Origin of the sequence: Pseudomonas sp. MWU13-2105 (assembly GCF_023242315.1) — a bacterium.
Classification (GTDB): Bacteria; Pseudomonadota; Gammaproteobacteria; order Pseudomonadales; family Pseudomonadaceae; genus Aquipseudomonas.
The window spans coordinates 340941-359281 of record NZ_JALLIY010000003.1 but is presented as its reverse complement, the minus strand read 5'-3'; the positions used below and the strand labels follow the sequence as shown (position 1 = coordinate 359281).

At 62.5% G+C, this 18341-nt stretch carries 15 protein-coding genes and 1 pseudogene; 11 read left to right on the top strand and 5 right to left on the bottom strand.

The genetic code is table 11. The features are described from left to right. From M5B96_RS06375 to M5B96_RS06360, 4 genes are all read right to left on the bottom strand, one after another. Complete coding sequence (locus M5B96_RS06375; RefSeq protein ID WP_248795856.1) at nt 1-654, bottom strand: formate dehydrogenase subunit gamma; 654 nt, start codon at nt 652-654, stop codon at nt 1-3. Continuing rightward, nucleotides 651-1592 (bottom strand): formate dehydrogenase subunit beta, encoded by a 942-nt coding sequence (fdxH, locus tag M5B96_RS06370; RefSeq protein ID WP_248795855.1) that lies wholly within the window; start codon nt 1590-1592, stop codon nt 651-653. Before fdxH ends, M5B96_RS06375 begins: the two co-directional genes overlap by 4 nt. Continuing rightward, a complete protein-coding gene (gene fdnG / locus M5B96_RS06365) occupies nt 1592-4657 on the bottom strand; it encodes a formate dehydrogenase-N subunit alpha (RefSeq protein ID WP_248795854.1) in 3066 nt (1021 codons plus the stop codon). The genes fdxH and fdnG overlap by 1 nt, the downstream gene beginning before the upstream one ends. A 142-nt stretch (nt 4658-4799) precedes the next feature. Continuing rightward, nucleotides 4800-5552, bottom strand: coding sequence for a TetR/AcrR family transcriptional regulator (locus tag M5B96_RS06360; protein WP_248795853.1), 753 nt, complete (start codon nt 5550-5552; stop codon nt 4800-4802). Nucleotides 5553-5927: 375 nt separating this feature from the next. Between M5B96_RS06360 and M5B96_RS06355 the strand changes: the two genes are divergently transcribed. The 5 genes and pseudogenes from M5B96_RS06355 to M5B96_RS32685 form a co-directional block, all read left to right on the top strand. Further along, nucleotides 5928-6632: an ABC transporter ATP-binding protein gene (locus M5B96_RS06355; protein ID WP_248795852.1), complete on the top strand. Its 705-nt coding sequence runs from the start codon at nt 5928-5930 to the stop codon at nt 6630-6632. Further along, nucleotides 6629-7828, top strand: a complete 1200-nt coding sequence (locus M5B96_RS06350) for an ABC transporter permease (protein WP_248795896.1) — start codon at nt 6629-6631, stop codon at nt 7826-7828. Before M5B96_RS06355 ends, M5B96_RS06350 begins: the two co-directional genes overlap by 4 nt. Beyond that, entirely contained in the window at nt 7821-9311 is a 1491-nt protein-coding gene (locus M5B96_RS06345; protein ID WP_248795851.1) for a TolC family protein, read from the top strand. The genes M5B96_RS06350 and M5B96_RS06345 overlap by 8 nt, the downstream gene beginning before the upstream one ends. After that, on the top strand, nt 9301-10578 hold the full coding sequence (locus M5B96_RS06340) for an efflux RND transporter periplasmic adaptor subunit (RefSeq protein ID WP_248795850.1): 1278 nt from the start codon (nt 9301-9303) through the stop codon (nt 10576-10578). The genes M5B96_RS06345 and M5B96_RS06340 overlap by 11 nt, the downstream gene beginning before the upstream one ends. 249 nt (nt 10579-10827) lie before the next feature. Further along, a pseudogene (locus M5B96_RS32685) lies at nt 10828-11052 on the top strand (type VI secretion system contractile sheath small subunit); the annotation flags it as partial. 60 nt (nt 11053-11112) lie between these two features. On the opposite strand, the gene M5B96_RS06330 reads toward M5B96_RS32685, so the two are convergent. Then, complete coding sequence (locus M5B96_RS06330) at nt 11113-12084, bottom strand: LysR family transcriptional regulator (RefSeq protein ID WP_248795895.1); 972 nt, start codon at nt 12082-12084, stop codon at nt 11113-11115. Between the two features lie 307 nt (nt 12085-12391). Here M5B96_RS06330 and argH point away from each other — a divergent pair, with 307 nt between their 5' ends. The 6 genes from argH (at nt 12392) to M5B96_RS06300 (ending at nt 18244) form a co-directional block, all read left to right on the top strand. Next, nucleotides 12392-13819 carry an argininosuccinate lyase gene (argH, locus tag M5B96_RS06325; RefSeq protein ID WP_248795849.1) on the top strand — a complete coding sequence of 476 codons (1428 nt, stop codon included), beginning with the start codon at nt 12392-12394 and terminating at the stop codon, nt 13817-13819. 146 nt (nt 13820-13965) lie between these two features. Beyond that, nucleotides 13966-14844 carry an amino acid ABC transporter permease gene (locus M5B96_RS06320; RefSeq protein ID WP_248795848.1) on the top strand — a complete coding sequence of 293 codons (879 nt, stop codon included), beginning with the start codon at nt 13966-13968 and terminating at the stop codon, nt 14842-14844. 20 nt (nt 14845-14864) lie between these two features. Further along, nucleotides 14865-15629, top strand: coding sequence for an amino acid ABC transporter ATP-binding protein (locus tag M5B96_RS06315; RefSeq protein ID WP_248795847.1), 765 nt, complete (start codon nt 14865-14867; stop codon nt 15627-15629). A gap of 39 nt (nt 15630-15668) precedes the next feature. Further along, complete coding sequence (locus M5B96_RS06310; protein ID WP_248795846.1) at nt 15669-16487, top strand: ABC transporter substrate-binding protein; 819 nt, start codon at nt 15669-15671, stop codon at nt 16485-16487. Nucleotides 16488-16503: 16 nt separating this feature from the next. Further along, nucleotides 16504-17346, top strand: a complete 843-nt coding sequence (locus M5B96_RS06305) for a polysaccharide deacetylase family protein (RefSeq protein ID WP_248795845.1) — start codon at nt 16504-16506, stop codon at nt 17344-17346. Then, complete coding sequence (locus M5B96_RS06300) at nt 17339-18244, top strand: polysaccharide deacetylase family protein (RefSeq protein WP_248795844.1); 906 nt, start codon at nt 17339-17341, stop codon at nt 18242-18244. Before M5B96_RS06305 ends, M5B96_RS06300 begins: the two co-directional genes overlap by 8 nt. The last annotated feature ends 97 nt before the right edge of the window (nt 18245-18341 follow it).

Sequence of the window (18341 nt, the reverse complement as noted above, 5' to 3'; positions counted from 1 at the left end):
TTATCCCTTTTTCGCCGGCTCGGCGTGCGCGGCCTCGTCCCGGGTGACTTCGCGGTACCACAGCGCATGGTGCTTGCGCGCCCAGGCGCGACTGACCCAGCCATGCAGCATGGCCCCGACCGAACCCTTGATCCAGATGCCGGCATAGATATGCACGATGATACTCAACACCAGCACCAACGCCGCCAGGGCATGCAGCAACACCGCCAGGCGAATGCCGCCGATGCCGAAGTACTGGCTGAAATACGCTCGCCAGATCACCACCCCGCTGAACAGCAAGACCAGCATGCAGGCCAGCAGCGTCCAGAACAGCAGCTTCTGCCCGGGGTTGTACTTGCCGATCGGCGGCACGCCCTCCTCCTCGTTGCGGATCACCCGGTCCACCCGCTTGAGCCACAGGCGATCGTTGGCGATAAATAAGTTGGCCCGCCAGAAGCGGATCACCAGTCCGAGGAACAGCACGAACATCAGCAGGCCCATGAACGGATGCAGGATACGGGTCCAGGGACCGCCGCCGAACAACTGGCTGAGCCAGAACAGCGACGGGTGAAACAATGCCAGCCCCGACAGGCCGGCCATGAAGAACAGGATCGCCACCAGCCAGTGGTTGCTGCGCTGGTTGGCGGTATAACGCAGGATCGGCTTGTCGCTCATGGCCGTGGCTCCTCACCGGTTTTCGGATCAAAGACATGCACGCTCGGGTCGACCTGGTGGACGCTGCTATCGGGGGGCGCCGGATGCTCGTCCTCTTCCACCCGTTGCGGGCCGATGCGTACGTAGTGGAAAAAGCCCGCCAACACCGCCGCGCCCATCGCCAGCAGGCCCAGCGGCTTGCTGATGCCTTTCCACAACTCGACAAAGGGGCTGATGCTCGGCTGGTTCGGCAGGCCGGCGTACAGCGACGGCTGGTCGGCGTGGTGCAGCACGTACATCACATGGGTGCCACCGACCCCGGCCGGATCATACAAGCCGGCCTGGTCGAAACCGCGGGACTTGAGGTCGACGATGCGCTCGGCGGCATGCTCCTTCATGTCCTCCTTGCTGCCGAAGACAATCGCCCCGGTCGGGCAGGTTTTCACGCAGGCCGGCTCCAGGCCCACCGCCACCCGGTCCGAACACAGCGTGCACTTGTAGGCCTTGTGGTCCTTCTGCGAGATACGCGGTATGTCGAAGGGACAGCCGGTGATGCAATAACCGCAACCGATGCAATGGTCCTGGTTGAAGTCGACGATGCCATTGGCGTGCTTGATGATCGCCCCCGGGCTGGGGCAGGCCTTCAGGCAGCCGGGATCGGCGCAGTGCATGCAGCCGTCCTTGCGGATCAGCCACTCGAGGTTGCCGGCGGCATTTTCATGCTCGGTGAAGCGCATCAGCGTCCAGCTTTCAGCACTCAGGTCCTGGGGATTGTCGTAGGTCCCGTGGTTGTGGCCGACCTCGTCGCGCAGCTCGTTCCACTCCGAACACGCCACCTGGCAGGCCTTGCAGCCGATGCACTTGGTGGTGTCGATCAGTTTGGCGACTTCTTCCTGCTGGCGCACTGAGGGCGGCACGGTGGTGGTCGCCGAACGGGCAATGATGTCTTGGCTGGCCATCAGACTTTCTCCACGTTGACCAGGAACGACTTGGATTCCGGGGTCTGTGAATTACCATCGCCGAGGAACGGCACCAGGGTGTTGGTCAGGTAGCCGTGCCGCGCCACCCCGGTGAACCCCCAGTGCAGCGGGATGCCGATATGGTGCACGACCTGGTTGTTGACCTGCAGCGGCCGGATGCGCTTGGTGACCACCGCCACCGCCTCGATATGCCCGCGCTTGGAACTGACCCGCACCCGGTCGCCGGCGACGATACCCTTCTCCTTGGCCAGCACCTCGCCGATCTCGACGAACTGCTCGGGCTGGGCAATGGCGTTGAGCTTGCAGTGCTTGCTCCAGAAGTGGAAATGCTCGGTCAGCCGGTAGGTCGTGGCGGCATACGGGAAGTCCTTGGCCACGCCCAACGTGTCCCAGACCGAATCGAAGATCCGCGCCGCCGGATTGCTGGTGACCTTCTTGTTGTCCGGGTGCAGCGGATTGATGCCGATGGGTGTTTCAAACGGTTCGTAATGCTCCGGGAACGGCCCTTCGGCCATCTTGTCGACGGCAAAGAACCGCGCCACGCCCTCGGGGTTCATGATGAACGGATTCATCCCCGCTTCCGGCGGTACATCGGGTTTGTAGTCGGGCACGTCGGTGCCGGCCCAGGCCTTGCCGTTCCACCACACCAGGCGTTTTTCCGCCGACCAGGGCTTGCCCTGGGTGTCGGCGGACGCGCGGTTGTAGAGAATGCGCCGGTTCATCGGCCAGGCCCAGGCCCAGCCCAGGTGCTGTTTCATGCCGTAGGGATCGCTGTTGTCGCGCCGGGCCATCTGGTTGCCCTGCTCGGTCCAGCTACCGCAGAAGATCCAGCAACCCGAAGCGGTGCTGCCGTCGTCCTTGAGTTGGGCAAACCCGGCCAATTGCTGGCCGGCCTTGATTGTACTGCCGCTGGCGTCGGTGACATCCGCGCTGGCATAGCCGTTGATTTCCCGGGCCAGTTCCTCCGGTGAGGGTTCATCGGCGATCTTGTACGGCCAACTGAGCTTGAGGATCGGCTCGGCGAAAGCGCCACCATTGGTTTGGTAACGTTTGCGCAGGCGCAGGAACAACTCGCTCATGATCTTCACATCGGTACGGGCCTCCCCCGGTCCCTCGGCGCCTTTCCAATGCCATTGCAACCAGCGGCTGCTGTTGGTCAGCGAACCATCTTCCTCGGCGAAGCAGGTGGTGGGTAGACGGATCACCTCGGTCTGGATAGCGCCGCTATCGACGTCGTTGTAGGGCCCGGCGTTACGCCAGAACTCCGAGGTTTCGGTGGCCAGCGGGTCCATCACCACCAGCCACTTGAGCTTGCCCAGCGCCGCGGTGACCCGGTTCTTGTCGGGCAAGGCGGCAATCGGGTTGAAGCCCTGGCAGATATAGCCGTTGACCAGCCCGTGGCCCATCCGGTCGAACATGCGCAGGATGTCGTAGCCGGGGTTGTCGAGCTTGGGCAGCCAATCGTAGCCCCAGTGGTTCTCGGCCGTGGCATTGGCGCCATACCAGGCCTTCATCAGGCTGACATGGAACTTGCCGTAGTTCTGCCAGTAGGACAACTGGCCAGGACGCAAGGGCTTGAGGGCACGCTTGGCGATATAGGCGTCGTAGTCCTGTTCGGCATCGGAGGCCAGGGTCAGGTAGCCGGGCAGCGAGTTGGACAATAGCCCGAGGTCCGTCAGCCCCTGGATATTGGAGTGCCCGCGCAAGGCATTGACGCCGCCGCCGGGCATGCCGACGTTGCCCAGCAACAGCTGGACCATGGCGGCGCTACGAATGATCTGCGAGCCGATGGAGTGCTGGGTCCAGCCCAGGGCATAGAGAATCGTCATGGTCTTGCCCGGTAGCGAGCAGGTGGCGATCTCGTCCCAGATCTTGCGCATGGCATCCTGGGGCATGCCGCAGGTCTGGCTTGCCAGCTCCAGGCTGTAGCGGCTGTAGTGCCGCTTCATCAACTGGTAGACGCAGCGTTCGTGTTGCAGGCTCGGGTCGACCTTGGCGAAACCGTCCTCGCCCAGTTCGTAGCCCCACGAGGACTTGTCGGTATAGGTGCGGCTGGCCGCATCGTAGCCGCTGAACAGCCCGTCCTCGAAGCCGAAGCCGGCTTTGACGATAAACGACACATCGGTGTAATTGCGCACGTATTCGTGCTGGATCTTGTCCTCGCTCAGCAGGAAGTTGATCAGCCCGCCCATGAAGGCGATGTCGCTGCCGGTGCGGATCGGCGCGTAGTAGTCGGCCACCGAGGCGGTCCGGGTAAAACGCGGGTCGACCACGATCAGGCGTGCCTGGTTGTGGGCCTTGGCTTCGGTCACCCATTTGAAGCCGCAAGGATGCGCTTCAGCGGCGTTGCCGCCCATCACCAGGATCAGGTTCGCGTTGGCGATATCGGTCCAGGTGTTGGTCATGGCTCCACGGCCGTACGTCGGGGCAAGACTTGCCACCGTCGGGCCGTGTCAGACACGCGCCTGGTTGTCGAACCCGAGCATGCCCAGGCTGCGAATGACCTTGTGGGTCAGGTAACCGGCTTCATTGGACGCCGCCGAGGCGGCGAGAAAACCGCTGGTCAGCCAACGATTGACCGTTTGCCCCTGGGCGTTCTTCTCGATGAAGTTGGCGTCGCGGTCGGCCTTGAGCAGGTCGCTGACGCGGTCCAGTGCTTCATCCCAGGAAACCCGTGTCCATTCCTGGCTGCCCGGCTTGCGCACCTGCGGGTACTTGAGGCGGTCGGGACTGTGGATGAAGTCCAGCAGGCCGGCGCCTTTGGGGCACAGGGTGCCGCGATTGACCGGATGGTCGGCGTCGCCCTCGATATGGATGATGTTCTGCGCCACGTTCTTGGCGGTATCACCCTGGCTATACATGATCAGCCCGCAACCGACCGAGCAATACGGACAGGTGTTGCGGGTTTCATGGGTATGGGTGAGCTTGAAGTGGCGCACTTGCTCGGCGAAGACAGGCGTCGGGGCCATGCCCAACGCGGCCAGGCTCGAGCCCCCAAGGCCGATGGCGGCAACCTTGAAGAACTGACGACGGTTGAGATCCATCGTGTACTCCCGATCAGGTGAAGAACCCGGTCAGGTGCCGGGCCTTTGGAACGATCACGGTGGCGGCAGGATTGCCGTCAGTTTCACTCTAGCCAAGATTGGCAAGTGTGCGCGGTGACCTGATCATCGGTGCGCTTGGCGGTTACTTGCCGGCCAGCTTGGTCGCGACCGGGACGGCGTGCTGGCGGATCGAGCGCTGGGTCTGCAGCACGCGCTCCAGCGCCTGCTCCGCCTTACGGTCCTGCATCGGCGCATGAATGGCCGCCGAGACCAGGCTGATCAGCTTGGTCATGACTTCGGCATCCGTGGCCGGGCGCCCCAGGCTCATGGCCTGCATCAGGAAACGCAGTTCGGTCCCGGCAATCACCCCGGAAATCGCCTTGAGGGCGAATTGCAGGCGCACCCCGACTTCATTGCGCGGCATGTCCGGCAGCGCCAGGGCGAAAGCATTGAAGAAACGCTCGAAAACCGGCTGGTAATGCTCCTTGAGGTATTCCTGGATAAACGGTGAGGTATCGCTGTAGACCCGACCGAGGAAACGAATGAAGGAACGGCTTTCATCCCCGTCGCCGCTGCGCTCCAGGCCCATGGCCGGGGCGAACAGGACTCCCAGCAGGGTCTCGCAGTCCAGCGGACCGTCCGCTTGTTCCTCGCATTTGGCCAGCAACTCCAGGCGCTGTTCGTTGAGCGGCCCCAGGCGCTGCATGAGCAAGGCGGTCATCAGGGAGTCCTTGTCCCCGAAGTGGTAATTCACCGCGGCCAGGTTGACCTGGGCGCGCTCGGTGATCTGGCGCAATAACACGGCGTCGTAGCCGTATTTGATAAACAGTGCCTCCGTGGCATCCAGCAGTCGGGTCTTGGTGACATTGGGGGCACTGAGTTTCTTTGCGACCATATGTGAGAAACCTTAACAGGATAAAAAATTGACCGGACGAACAGCGTTTTAAAAATAAATTTGATTTTTTATACCTGTGAAAGCCTTTGAAAGCAAGCCTCTACGCCAGTCAACCTCGGTTATCGGGTGTTTGAAAACCATGCTGGCCGACCAATAAAGTGTATCCAATTGTCACAAACCCCACCTGGAAAGACCTCGGTTTTCCTTGAAGTAGACGGCTAGCGCCGACCCGAGATCACAGCTACTATTCAAACAATTATTTAAAATAAGAAAATAAACCCTGTGCTCGCCCCTGCCCCGAGAACCGCCTGAGCGTGCCCTGAAGCGCCCGGGCAGGTGGCTCCTGTCAGGTCGAGCCGGCCGGCGCGATCAGCAATGACAGACACGATTGCTCACGAAGGCTTCATCTCCCTGCAAGGCATCGGCAAGCGCTATCGTCTCGCCGAGCAAACACTCACTATTCTCGATAATGTCTCGCTGTCCATCGAGGTCGGCGAGAGTTGCGCCATTCTCGGCGCTTCCGGCTCGGGCAAAAGCACCCTGCTCAATATCCTTGGCCTGCTCGACCTGCCGGACGACGGTTACTATCGTTTTGCCGGCCATGACATCTTCCGCTCCAGCCCCGATCAGTTGGCGGCGATTCGCAACCGCCAGATCGGCTTCGTATTCCAGAGTTTCAACCTGCTGGCACGCCTCAGCGCCCTGGACAATGTCGCCCTGCCCTTGAGTTATCGCGGTATTCCCCGTGGCGAATCGCTGACGCGGGCCATGGCCATGCTCGAACAGGTCGGCCTGCGGGAGCGCGCGCACCATCGCCCCGCCGACCTCTCCGGCGGCCAGCGCCAACGGGTGGCGATTGCCCGGGCGCTGGTCGGCGAACCTTCGGTGATCCTCGCCGACGAGCCCACCGGCAACCTCGACAGCAGCACCGCGCGGGAAATCATGGACCTGCTGCTGGAGCTCAATCGCGTGCGCCAGGTCACGCTGATCATCGTCACCCACGACCCGCAGATCGCCCAGCGCCTGGGGCGGCAGATCCGGGTGCATAACGGTGTGATATGCGAGGCCAGCCCGGCATGAGCGTGCAGGTCGAGCAAAGTGCCAGCCAGTTGCTCCACGAGGCCTTTGTCAGCCTGAGGACATTGGGTAAACGCTCGCTCCTGGCCTTGCTCGGAATTGTCATCGGCAGCTCATCGGTGATCGCCCTGATCAATATCGGCCACAACGCCGCGCAGGAAGCCTCGGCGATCTTCAAGGACATGGGTACCGATACCCTGTCGGTACAGTTTCCCGGCAACGGCGATGCCCGCAGGCCGATGCCGGCGACCCTCGATGTGCCGTCGTTGAGCAAGGCCATACCGAGCCTGCTGTATATCGCCCCGATTACCCTGTCCAGCGGTGCGGTGGTGTTTCACGGCCAATCCACCAATGCCACCCTGGTGGGCAGCACCGCCCAGTTGATGGGCGCGACGCGCCTGCAACTGCGGGAAGGTCGCTTTATCTCCGACTTCGACCACAGCGAAACCTATGTCGTGGTCGGCCACAAGATCGCCCAGGCATTGAGCCGCCCCGGCGATCCGCTACGCCTGGGCGAGCGCATCCGCATCAACGATTACCTGTTCCAGGTGATCGGCATCGCTCGCAGCCAGCCACCGGCGATCCTGATTCCGATACAAGCCGACGATTCGTTGTTTCTGCCCCTTGAAGGCCTACGGCGGATCATCAGTGCACCGCAGATCAGCAATCTGATCGTGCGGGTCGCCGCCGGGCAGGACACCAATGCGGTCGCCGGGACCTTGACCGAGGTCTTGAAGCAGAGCCTCAGGGGCCGCGAGGTCGAGGTCCAGGTGCCGCAACAGATGATTGATGGCATGACCCGGCAAAGCCGGACCTTCGGTTACCTGCTGATGGCCCTGGGCGGTATCTCCCTGGTCGGCGGTGGCGTCGGGGTGATGAATGTGATGCTGATGAATGTCTCCGAACGCCGCCGGGAGATCGGCGTGCGCATGGCGCTGGGGGCGCGGCGCAAGGATATCCGCAACCTGTTTCTGCTCGAGGCGGTGACCCTGACCGCGCTCGGCGCGCTGTCGGGGGCGCTGGTCGGCATGGCCGCGGCCTACCTCTATGCGCGGATGTCCGGCTGGCAGTTTTCCCTGGCCCTGCTGTCCCTGCCATTGGGGGTCGGCAGCACCCTGCTGGTGGGCCTGTTTTTCGGTCTTTACCCGGCGATTTCGGCATCACGACTGCAACCGGTGGAGGCCCTGCGCGATGAATAGACCCCGGCCATGGATGGCCCTGCTGCTCGGCCTGGCGTGTGGCCCGGCGCCGGCCGCCGACAACCTGGTCGGCCTGCCCTCGGCCCCGAGCCTGCGTGGCCAGCAGGCCCGCGGCGTGCTGCTGAGCCAGCAGAACACCGACCTGACCCTGGGCGATGCGGTGTACCTGGGCTTGCGCAACAACCGCAGCATTCGCAGTGCCTACCTGCAACGTATCGCGCAGAAGTTCGACCTGCGGGTCTCCGAGGATGTGTTCAATCCCAAGCTGCTGATCAGCGGCACCTACCAGGCGAACCGCGGTTCCCAGGACAGTTCGCGCAACGCCAGCCTCTCGCCGACCACCAGCCTGCTCAGTGAGTACGGTACCCGCCTGAGCATGGCCTGGACCCGACAACTGAACAATGCCGATGTCGCCGGCCGTTATCGCAGCGACGGCCTCGACCTGGCGATCATTCAACCGTTGCTGCGCGGCGCCGGTTGGGATGTGACCACCGCACCGCTACGGGTGGCGCGGATCGCCGAGCAGGTCAACCGCCTGAACCTCAAGGCCAACGTCGCCCAGACCATCAGTGACATCATCAGCGCCTACCGGGAAATGCTCCGCTCCCAGGAGCAACTGAGCATTACCCAGGACGCCCTCAAGCGCGCCCGTGCCCTGCTGGACGTCAACAAGGCGCTGATCGCCGCGGGCCGCATGGCCGAGTTCGAGATCGTCCAGACCGAAGCCGATATCGCCACCCAGGAACTGGGTGTGGAGGAGGCGCGCAACCAGGTCGATATCAATCGCCTGTCGCTGTTGCGCCTGCTGGCCCTCGACCTGTCCACGCCGATCCACGCCACCGAGGCCCTGGAAGCCAACCGGGTCAATATCGACAAACAGGATGCCTTCCGGGTCGCCCAGGTCCAGCAGCCGGAGTACCTCGCGACCCTGCTCGGCAGCCAGCAGGCCGACTTGAACCTGGTGATCGCCAAGGACCAGGGGCGCTGGGATGTGTCGCTGGTCGCCGGGGCCAATCAGATCCGCGATCGCTACGACAATAACAACGGCAACGTCGGCAGCCGCCGTTGGGACAGCTACGCTGGCGTGCAGGTGCAGATCCCCATCGGCGACCTCAGTACCCGCCAGGCCGAGGTCCATGCCCGGGTCGATGTGGAAAATCAGCAGATCGTCCTGGCGGATGCCCGCCAGGCGCTGGAGCGCAGCGTCAATGACGTGGTGCGCGACCTGGGCACCCGCTGGCGGCAATACGAGATCGCCCAGCGTGCCGTCGACCTGTCCCGGCGCAAGCTGGATATCGAACGGGAAAAGCTCAGTGCCGGGCGCTCCAGCAACTTCCAGGTCCTGAGCTATGAAGGCGATCTGCGTAACGCCGAAAACGCCCGGCTCAACGCCCTGATTGCCTATCTGAACGCCCAGACCCAGTTGGATCTGACCCTGGGCATGACTCTGGAGAGCTGGGACATTGCGCTCAATGACTACTGACAGAACAACCCGCCGCCAACGCTGGTTGCAAGGCACCGCGGTGGCCCTGCTGATGGCCGCCGGCGCCGCGCTGCTCGGCTATCGGGCCCCCGCCGCCGACCCGCCGAAGGACGCCCGCTGGATACCCGTGCAGGTCGCGCCGCTGGTCCATCAGATCGGCCTGGTGGGCAAGATCGAGCCGCAGAAAACCATCACCTTGACCGCCCCCTTCGACGGCAATGTGCGTGCGGTACTCGCGGAACAGGGGCAACGGGTCGAAGCTGGGCAAACGCTGGTGCAGATGGACCCGGCGCTGCTGGAGATCCAACTGCGTGACGCCTTGTCCGCCCAGCTCAAGGCGCGCCGCGCGGTCCAGGAGTTGCAGGACTGGAACAACAGCCAGCAAGTGGCCCGTTCCCGGCGCTCACTCAGGGCCGCGGAAATGTCCGTGAGCAACAACGAGCGCAAGCTGCGCGAAAGCCAGGCCCTGTTCCAGCGCGGCATCATCGCCCGCAACGAACTGGACGATCTGCAACAGCAGTTGCAAAGCCAGCGCCTGGACCTGGTGGCGGCCCAGGGCGATCTGCAACAGGCGCTGGACCAGGGCAAGGGTGAATATCGCCAGATCGCCGATATGGAGCTGACCAATGCCACGGTCAAGTATGAAGCCTTGCGCACCCTGCTCGAGGGCAAGAATGTGCTGGCCCCCTTTGCCGGCATTGTCGTCCCGGCCCCGGGCGCGAACAACGCCCCCGGCTCGGCGAGCAACAGTTCCGGACCGGTGCAGAGCGGCAGCCGGGTCAGCCAGGGGCAGGTGTTGTTCGGCCTGGCCAATATCGAACAGTTGAAGATTGTCAGCAAGGTCTCGGAACTGGACATCAACCAACTGCACCAGGGCCAGAGTGTCGAGATACTGGGCGATGGTTTCGATGGTGTGCGGCTCGACGGTGCCGTCGACATCGTCAGCAGCCTGGCGCTGCCCAGCGATGCGCCCGGCGGCAGCGCGCAGTTCCCGGTCACGCTCACGGTACCGAAACTGAGCAAGGACCAGTTGCAACGGGTCCGCTTGGGCATGAGCGCCCGACTGACCATCATCACCTATCGCAACGACCAGGCGATCGTGCTGCCACCCGCGGCACTCCGGCATGTCGATAACGGCCTGGTGGTGGAATATCGTGAAGCCGTGGATCAGCCGGTCAAGCGCGTGACGGTCAGTACCGGCCAGGCCACTCCGGAAGGCGTCGAGGTGTTCGGTTTGCAGCCCGGGTTTGTGCGGTTGTTGGAGTGAAGCACCGATGCCGGTTGGCCCTGTTATGACATCCCACCCTTTCTGATGGAGCCTCCTGCTGTTCAAAGGAGTTCTACCTACACGCAGAGTGGGTTTCTGGAAAGCTCCTACGTATATATCCGTAAATATGACAGCTATTAAAATCCGCTCATAACTAGCACCCGGCCAAGCCTGCTTTAGACTAAAAAAGTCGAGTTTTTTACCCTGTGTTCTCTTTGCGCAGTGCACACTTTCTGTAGAGCAGCCGTCATGTCCAATGAAGATTGCGACCCGCCCTTGCCTTGCGCCGTCGAGGCGAACATTCCGGGCACCTCGGGTTCAAGTCCCGGCAACGGCGTCGCGTTGAACTCGGCGCCGCCCTTGATCAAGTTGATGGCTCTACGCAATGCCCTGGTGGCACTCAAGGGCCCGTTGTCCAACGAGCCCGGCTTTCGGCAGGTGATCGAAAGTGTACTGCTCAACAATGAGGTGCATGAACGGGTGCTGGGCAAGCGGGTTTGCGAAGCCACGAGCATCACTTCCTTCGGTCCCGGCCTACCCCTGCAACGGCGTCTTGAGATCTACCCCCAGGGCCTGGGCGAACGCCTTGACCAGCGGGCTGCGCGTCGTGTTGTGTCGCAGGATCAGATTGAAGGGGGTGTGATAGCTGACCCGCTCCGGCATCAACGCCCGCAATAAGCCCTTGGCCACCAGGGGGGCGGCATAGTGCTGCGGCAGGAAGCCGAGAAAACGTCCGGTCTGGACCAACATGGCGACGGCTTCCACCTGGGACGCCGAGGCGGAAAAACCGTCGTAGGTGACAAAGTCGAGTTTGTCGCGGTGAATCGCATAGCGATGGTTGACGAAGGCGTGCTCACGCAGCACCTCGACACTGTTGTGCGCGTCGTCCGAGTCGAACAACGGGTGGCCGATACCACAGTAAGCCTCGGCGCGTTCTTCATAGAGCGTGAAATAATCAAACTCTTCTCTTTTTTGATAAAGCGGTACGATTCCAGCGATATAACGTCCTTCTACCACGCCGCGTTCGACTTCATCCAACTGCGCCGCATGCAAGCGAAATCTTACTTTCGGCGACTCATCATGAATTTTCCGTAATGCTGCAACTAAAGGTGAATTAGCGTCGGAAATAGTGTTGTCCACGACGCCGACACTAAGGTCTCCGATCAGTTCATTTTGAGCAGAACTAAGCCGGTCCCGAAAGTTGTCGACCGAGGCGAACAAATCGATCGAGGCCTGATACACCAGGCTGCCTTCCTCGGTCAGGCAAAAACCCTCCCGACTGCGGGTACACAGGCGCATGCCAATGCGGATTTCCAGGTCGGAAATCTGCTTGCTGATGGCCGCGAGCCCCACATTCAGTTCATTCTGGGCCGCGCTGAAGCCTCCGGCCTCGACCACCGCCTTGAACACTTTGAGTAACTTGAAGTCCAGTCCACTGAGGGCCAGGGGCGCTCGGTGTCCGGGTTTCGGCGCCGGGTTTCCAGAATTGGAAAGCTGGGTTTCCATCATGCTTATTGACCTCGAACCACATATTCAACAGGCTTAGCTCCACAACAAAAACGTCGCCGGTCGATAATAATGAACACAGAAAACCAGGCTTGGCAACCACCGCTGTTTTTTGCAAATCAGCCACAAGTCGCTGATTGCAAGCGTTTAAAAGCCATTCTTTTGTACTTGTAGGTGCCAGCGGCATTGAGCGGCTGCTTCTACAAGGATTCGTAACTGCCCTCCTGATATTGCATGACCCTGCCCCTCCCCGGACGGCTGGCGGCGGTCCTGTGTCGAATCGATCATTTGCGTGAGGAAAACAACAATGGCTCAAGCCACCGAACGTCTCTGGGGTGCCCGGTTCAAGAGCGGCCCATCCGCCGCCCTGGCCGCCCTCTCCCGCTGCCCGGATCGCTATTTCCGCCTCACCCCCTATGACCTCGCCGGTTCCCGGGCCCATGCCCACGAACTGCAGCGGGCCGGCCTGCTCGATGAGCAGGAAACCCAACGCATGGTCGAGGCCCTGGACACCATCGGCGCGGATTTCCGCGCCGGCCGTGTCGCCCCGACCCTCGACGACGAGGACGTGCACACCTTCATCGAACGCCTGCTGACCGAGCGCCTCGGCGCCCTGGGCGGCAAGCTGCGGGCCGGGCGTTCGCGCAACGACCAGACCGCCAATGACCTGCGCCTGTTCCTGCGTGACCATGTGCGCACCCTGGCGGTGGAAGTCCTGGCCCTGCAACAGGCGCTGATCGAGCAGGCCGAGCAACATGTGCAGAGCATCTGCCCCGGTTTTACCCACTTGCAGCAGGCGCAGCCGATCGTCTTCGCCCACCATCTGCTGGCCCACGCCCAGGCGATGTTGCGTGACGTCCAGCGCCTGGTGGACTGGGATGCCCGCACCGCCCTGTCACCCTTGGGCGCGGCGGCCATGGCCGGTTCCGCCATCGCCCGCCAGCCGCAGCAATCGGCGCGGGAAATGGGCTACGACGGTGTCTGCGAAAACTCGATCGACGCGGTGGCCAGCCGCGACCATGTCGCCGAGTTCCTGTTTGTCGCCAGCATGCTCGGGATCAATATCTCGCGCCTGGCCGAGGAGTTCTGCCTGTGGTCGTCCCGGCAGTTCCGCTGGGTGGCGCTGGACGATGCCTACGCCACCGGCAGTTCGATCATGCCGCAGAAGAAAAACCCGGATATCGCCGAGCTGGCGCGGGGCAAGGCCGGTCGTCTGATCGGCAACCTGACCGGGCTGCTGTCGACCCTCAAGTCCTTGCCGCTGTCCTATAACCGCGATCTGAGCGAAGACAAGAACGGCGTGCTCGACAGCGTCGACACCCTGTTGCTGGTACTGCCGGCCATGGCCGGGATGGTCGCGACCATGACCGTCAATGTCGAGGAACTGCGGCGCCAGGCGCCCCTCGGGTTTACCTTGGCCACCGAAGTCGCCGACTGGCTGGCGGTGCGCGGCGTGCCCTTCAAGGAGGCCCATGAAATCACCGGTGCGCTGGTCAAGGCCTGCGAAGCCGGCGACCTGGAACTCTGGGAAGCGAGCCCGGCGCTGCTGGCCGAGATCGATCCGCGCCTGACGCCAGAAGTGCGTGACTGCCTGACCCTGGAAGCCGCCATCGCCGCCCGCAGCGGTTGGGGCGGGACGGCGCCGGCGCAAGTACGCGAACAGATCGCCCGGCTGAAAGTCGCACTCGAAGCACAGCGCCAATGGGCCGCCGAATATGCCGGCCTGCGTGTGTAACAAGGCTTAGAAAAAACCGAAATACCTGTCGGAGCGGAGCTTGCCCGCGAAAGGGCCCTCAAGTCCGCCAAAAACTTCGCCGGCAAGCTCCGCTCCCACACCAGAAACAAAGGCGGCGCCCCGGGTGCCGCGTACGGAGAAACACCATGAGCCAATCCCAGGCAGAACGCTTGCTCGCCGAGCGCAAACTGGCCGAGAACCAGTTCGATATCACCCAGTACGAACACGTACCGCGGCGCTATTACGGACGTATTTTCTTCGCCACCCTGATCGTCGTCGCCCTGGTCGGGCTGGTCCGGGCCTTTGCCCAGGGCCAGATCGAATGGTCCTATATCGGTCAGTTCCTGACCGCCAAGGCGATCCTCACCGGCCTGTTGAACACCATCATCATGGCGATCCTGGCCATGGCCCTGGGGGTGGTATTCGGAGTGATCACGGCAATCATGCGCATGTCGGCCAACCCGATCCTGCGCTACGTGGCGATCACCTACACCTGGCTGTTCCGCGGCACGCCGCTGATTCTCCAGTTGCTGCTGTGGTTCAACCTGGCGCTGATCTTCCCCAGCATCGGGATTCCCGGGCTGTTCCAGCTCGATACCGTCAGCCTGATGACGCCTTTCGTCGCCGCGTTGCTGGGGCTGTCGATCAACCAGGGCGCCTACACCGCCGAAGTGGTCCGCGCCGGCCTGCTGTCGGTGGATACCGGCCAGTATGAGGCCGCCAAGTCCATCGGTATGCCGCAGTTGCAAGCCCTGCGCCGGATCATCCTGCCCCAGGCCATGCGCATCATCATCCCGCCGGTAGGCAACGAGTTTATCGGCATGGTCAAGATGACCAGCCTGGCGAGCGTGATCCAGTACTCGGAACTGCTCTACAACGCCCAGAACATCTACTACGCCAACGCCCGAGTGATGGAGCTGCTGATCGTCGCCGGGATCTGGTACCTGGTCGCCGTTACCGTGCTCTCCTTCGGCCAGAGCCGCCTGGAACGACGTTTTGCCCGCGGCGCCGGCAAGCGCTCGTAAGTGTCCTGGAGAATTCGAACATGAGAAGCATCATCAAGGCTGTCAGCCTGCACAAATACTACGACGCCTTCCACGCCCTCAAGGACGTCAACATCGAAGTCGAGCAAGGCGAAGTGCTGTGCATCATCGGCCCCTCCGGCTCCGGCAAAAGCACCCTGCTGCGCTGCGTCAACCAGCTGGAAAAGATCGACAAGGGCGGCCTCTGGGTCGACGGCGAACTGGTGGGTTACCGCATCGCCGGGAACAAGCTGCATGAACTCAACGAAGCGCAGATCGCCCGCCAGCGACTGGCCACCGGCATGGTGTTCCAGCGCTTCAACCTGTTTCCGCACATGACCGTGCTGGAAAACATCATCGAAGGTCCGGTCCAGGTGCTCAAGCGCTCGCCCAAGGAGTCGGTCGAGGAGGCCCTGGAGTTGCTGGCCCGGGTCGGCCTGGCGCACAAGCGCGACAGCTATCCGATCGAGCTGTCGGGCGGCCAGCAGCAACGGGTGGCCATCGCCCGGGCCCTGGCGATGCGGCCCAAGCTGATGCTGTTCGATGAACCCACTTCGGCACTCGACCCGGAATTGGTCGCAGAGGTGCTGTCGGTGATGCGCGACCTGGCGCAGACCGGCATGACCATGATCGTCGTCACCCATGAACTGGGCTTCGCGCGCGAAGTCTCGAACCGCATGGTGTTCATGGATGGCGGCCAGATCGTGGAGGAAGGAAGCCCCGAAGAACTTCTAATAAGTCCACAAAACCCGCGCACCCAAAGCTTCATTTCTGCCGTTCGAACCTAGGTTCCGCTGAGCCTTCACAACATTCATAAGAGAACGACCATGAAGAATTTCGTCATTCCCGCAGTACTCGCCGGCCTCATGGCCTCCAGCTTTACCTGGGCCGCCGAATTGCCCGCCAGCATCAAGGCCAAGGGCGAGATCGTCGCCGCGATCATGCCCAACTACCCGCCGATGGACTTCAAGGACCCGGCCAGCAACGAACTCACCGGTGTCGACTTCGACCTGGGTAATGCCCTGGCGCAGCATATGGGCGTGAAAATGAAGTGGCAGGAAACCTCCTTCGAACAGATGATCAACGCCCTGACTACCAAACGCGTGGACATCGTGCTCTCGGGCATGACCGACACCGCCGAGCGCCAAAAGGCCGTGGATTTCGTCGATTACTTCACCAGCGGTTCGCAGTTCTACACCCTGGAGAAGAACAAGGATATCAACGAGATGACCGATATCTGCGGCAAGACCGCCGGTACCAGCCGGCGCACCACCTTCCCGGCGGAAATCGCCGCCTGGAGCAGCGCGCACTGCCCGGCTGACAAGCAGATCAAGGTGATCGGTACCGAAGGTTCGGCCGATGCCCGGGCGCAGCTGCGCCAGAGCCGCATCAATGTTGCCGTGCAAGGCAGCGAGACCCTGCCGTACCTCGCGGCCCAGGAAAAGAACACCTTCAAGATCATCGGCACACCGATGGTGGTGCAGTTCACCGGGATCGGCGTGAGCAAGGAGAATCAGCAGCTGCGTGACGCTATCCAGGCGGCCCTGCAAGGCATGATCGCCGACGGCAGCTACCAGGCCATCCTGAAGAAATGGGACCTTTCGGTCGGTGCCGTCGATAACATCGCCGTCAACAAGGGCCAGTAAACGGGAGCCGCCACTCATGTCCTCGACCCCGACCTGGCCGGATGGGCACAAAGCCTGCCTGGCCCTGGCGTTCGACCTCGACGGTCCCACCGGTGACGCCATGCTCGATGGCTCGATCTGGCACAAGCCCGATTACTTCGGTTTTGGCGGTTACGGTCCGTATCGAGCGTTGCCGCGGATTCTCGACCTGCTCGACGAGTTTCGCCTGCCGACCACCTTCTTCGTCCCGGCCTGGGTTGTGGAAAACTGGCCGCGGCAATGCCAGGCGATTGTCGAACGCGGACATGAAGTGGCCTACCACGGCTACAAACACGAATCCTTTTACGCCCTGACGCTGGACCAGCAGCGGGACGTGATGAACAAATGCCGCGAGGTGTTCTGGCAACACCTGAACATCCGCGCCGAAGGCTTTCGCACGCCCTCCGGCGACTGGCGCGCGGAAACCCCGGCGATGCTGGTGGAAGCCGGGGTGACCTACTCCAGCAGCATGCGCGGCGACGACCGGCCCTACCTGGTACAGGTACCCGGGCATGCGCAACCCCTGGTGGAAATCCCCGGCCGCTGGGAAATGGATGACTACGCCTCCATCGCCTACACCCGCGAGCCGAATTTTCCGTCCGGACTGGACCGCACCGCCAGCTATGCGCTGACCCTGGACAACTGGTGCCGCGAATTCGATGGCGCCGTTGCCGAAGGCCTGTGCCTGACCACCCTGTTCCACCCCAAGATCAGCGGCAAGCCGGGGCGCATCCTGTTGCTGGAGCGGCTCTTCGAACATATGCGCGAACGCGATGACGTCTGGTTTGCCACCTGCCGCGACGTCGCCCATTGGTGGCTGAAGGAGCATCATCATGGCTGAGTTCCAGCGTCCCGCATTCCATAGCCCATGGCCTGCGCCTTATCGCTGCGCGGTGATCATTACCGTTGATTACAACGACATACACGGCATTCTTACCCAAGCACCTGAGGTCGCCGGGCGCGACAAGAGCCTGTCGGTCTGGCGCTATGGCAGCCAGCGCGGGGTCGAACGCCTACTCGGACTGTTCGACGAATTGGGCGTCCGCAGCAGCTGGTGCATCCCGGGCATCGTCGCCGAGGAGCAGCCGGCGCATATTCAGGCGATCCAGGCCGGCGGCCATGAAATCGCCTGTGCCGGCTACCGCCACCAGAACTACGACCGCCTGACCCTCGATGAGCAGAGAGCCGCGCTCAAGCAAGGCTGCCAGGCCCTGGCGGCACTGACGGGCGAGCGACCGAAAGGGTTCCGGATTCCGGCCGGCAACTGGCTGCCGGGATTCACCGAGGCCTTGCACGACGAGGGCATCCTCTGGTCGTCCTCCTGGCGTGGCGACGACCTGCCCTTCGCCCATCCGACGGCGCCACAGGTGATCGAGCTACCGCTGCACTATGAGTTGGAGGACGAGCCCTACTTCGCCTTCAATCTCAGCCCGGCGGTACCGCCGGCACAGTCGCGGATCGCGTCCTACAGCCATACCCTGGGCAACCTGCAGGTGGACTTTGCCGGTTTCCATCGGTTCGGGCTGTGCTATGTCCTGCGCCTGCACCCGGAGGTCATCGCCACGCCGGGGCGCATCGGCGTGCTGCGGGAATTGCTCAAGGGGATCCAGCAACACGACGATGTATGGATTGCTACGGCTGCCGAAGTGGCCCAGTGGTGGAATGACAGCGCTCGCGCCATGACGGAGGACCACCCGGCGGCGGTCTATGAGCACCACTACCGCAAGTACCTGGCGTGATGTTGCAGCGTTCTTGAGGGCCTCTTCGCGGGCAAGCTTTTAGCGATCTTGAGTTCGTGCGGTGAAAGACCGAGACGTTTCTAAAACAAGGATATAA

Bases quoted from the DNA above. Each gene is read 5' to 3' on its own strand.
- M5B96_RS06375 (WP_248795856.1), bottom strand. From the start codon at position 654: ATGAGCGACAAGCCGATCCTGCGTTATACCGCCAACCAGCGCAGCAAC.
- fdxH (WP_248795855.1), bottom strand. From the start codon at position 1,592: ATGGCCAGCCAAGACATCATTGCCCGTTCGGCGACCACCACCGTGCCG.
- M5B96_RS06360 (WP_248795853.1), bottom strand. From the start codon at position 5,552: ATGGTCGCAAAGAAACTCAGTGCCCCCAATGTCACCAAGACCCGACTG.
- M5B96_RS06355 (WP_248795852.1), top strand. From the start codon at position 5,928: ATGACAGACACGATTGCTCACGAAGGCTTCATCTCCCTGCAAGGCATC.
- M5B96_RS06350 (WP_248795896.1), top strand. From the start codon at position 6,629: ATGAGCGTGCAGGTCGAGCAAAGTGCCAGCCAGTTGCTCCACGAGGCC.
- M5B96_RS06345 (WP_248795851.1), top strand. From the start codon at position 7,821: ATGAATAGACCCCGGCCATGGATGGCCCTGCTGCTCGGCCTGGCGTGT.
- M5B96_RS06340 (WP_248795850.1), top strand. From the start codon at position 9,301: ATGACTACTGACAGAACAACCCGCCGCCAACGCTGGTTGCAAGGCACC.
- M5B96_RS06330 (WP_248795895.1), bottom strand. From the start codon at position 12,084: ATGGAAACCCAGCTTTCCAATTCTGGAAACCCGGCGCCGAAACCCGGA.
- argH (WP_248795849.1), top strand. From the start codon at position 12,392: ATGGCTCAAGCCACCGAACGTCTCTGGGGTGCCCGGTTCAAGAGCGGC.
- M5B96_RS06320 (WP_248795848.1), top strand. From the start codon at position 13,966: ATGAGCCAATCCCAGGCAGAACGCTTGCTCGCCGAGCGCAAACTGGCC.
- M5B96_RS06315 (WP_248795847.1), top strand. From the start codon at position 14,865: ATGAGAAGCATCATCAAGGCTGTCAGCCTGCACAAATACTACGACGCC.
- M5B96_RS06310 (WP_248795846.1), top strand. From the start codon at position 15,669: ATGAAGAATTTCGTCATTCCCGCAGTACTCGCCGGCCTCATGGCCTCC.
- M5B96_RS06305 (WP_248795845.1), top strand. From the start codon at position 16,504: ATGTCCTCGACCCCGACCTGGCCGGATGGGCACAAAGCCTGCCTGGCC.
- M5B96_RS06300 (WP_248795844.1), top strand. From the start codon at position 17,339: ATGGCTGAGTTCCAGCGTCCCGCATTCCATAGCCCATGGCCTGCGCCT.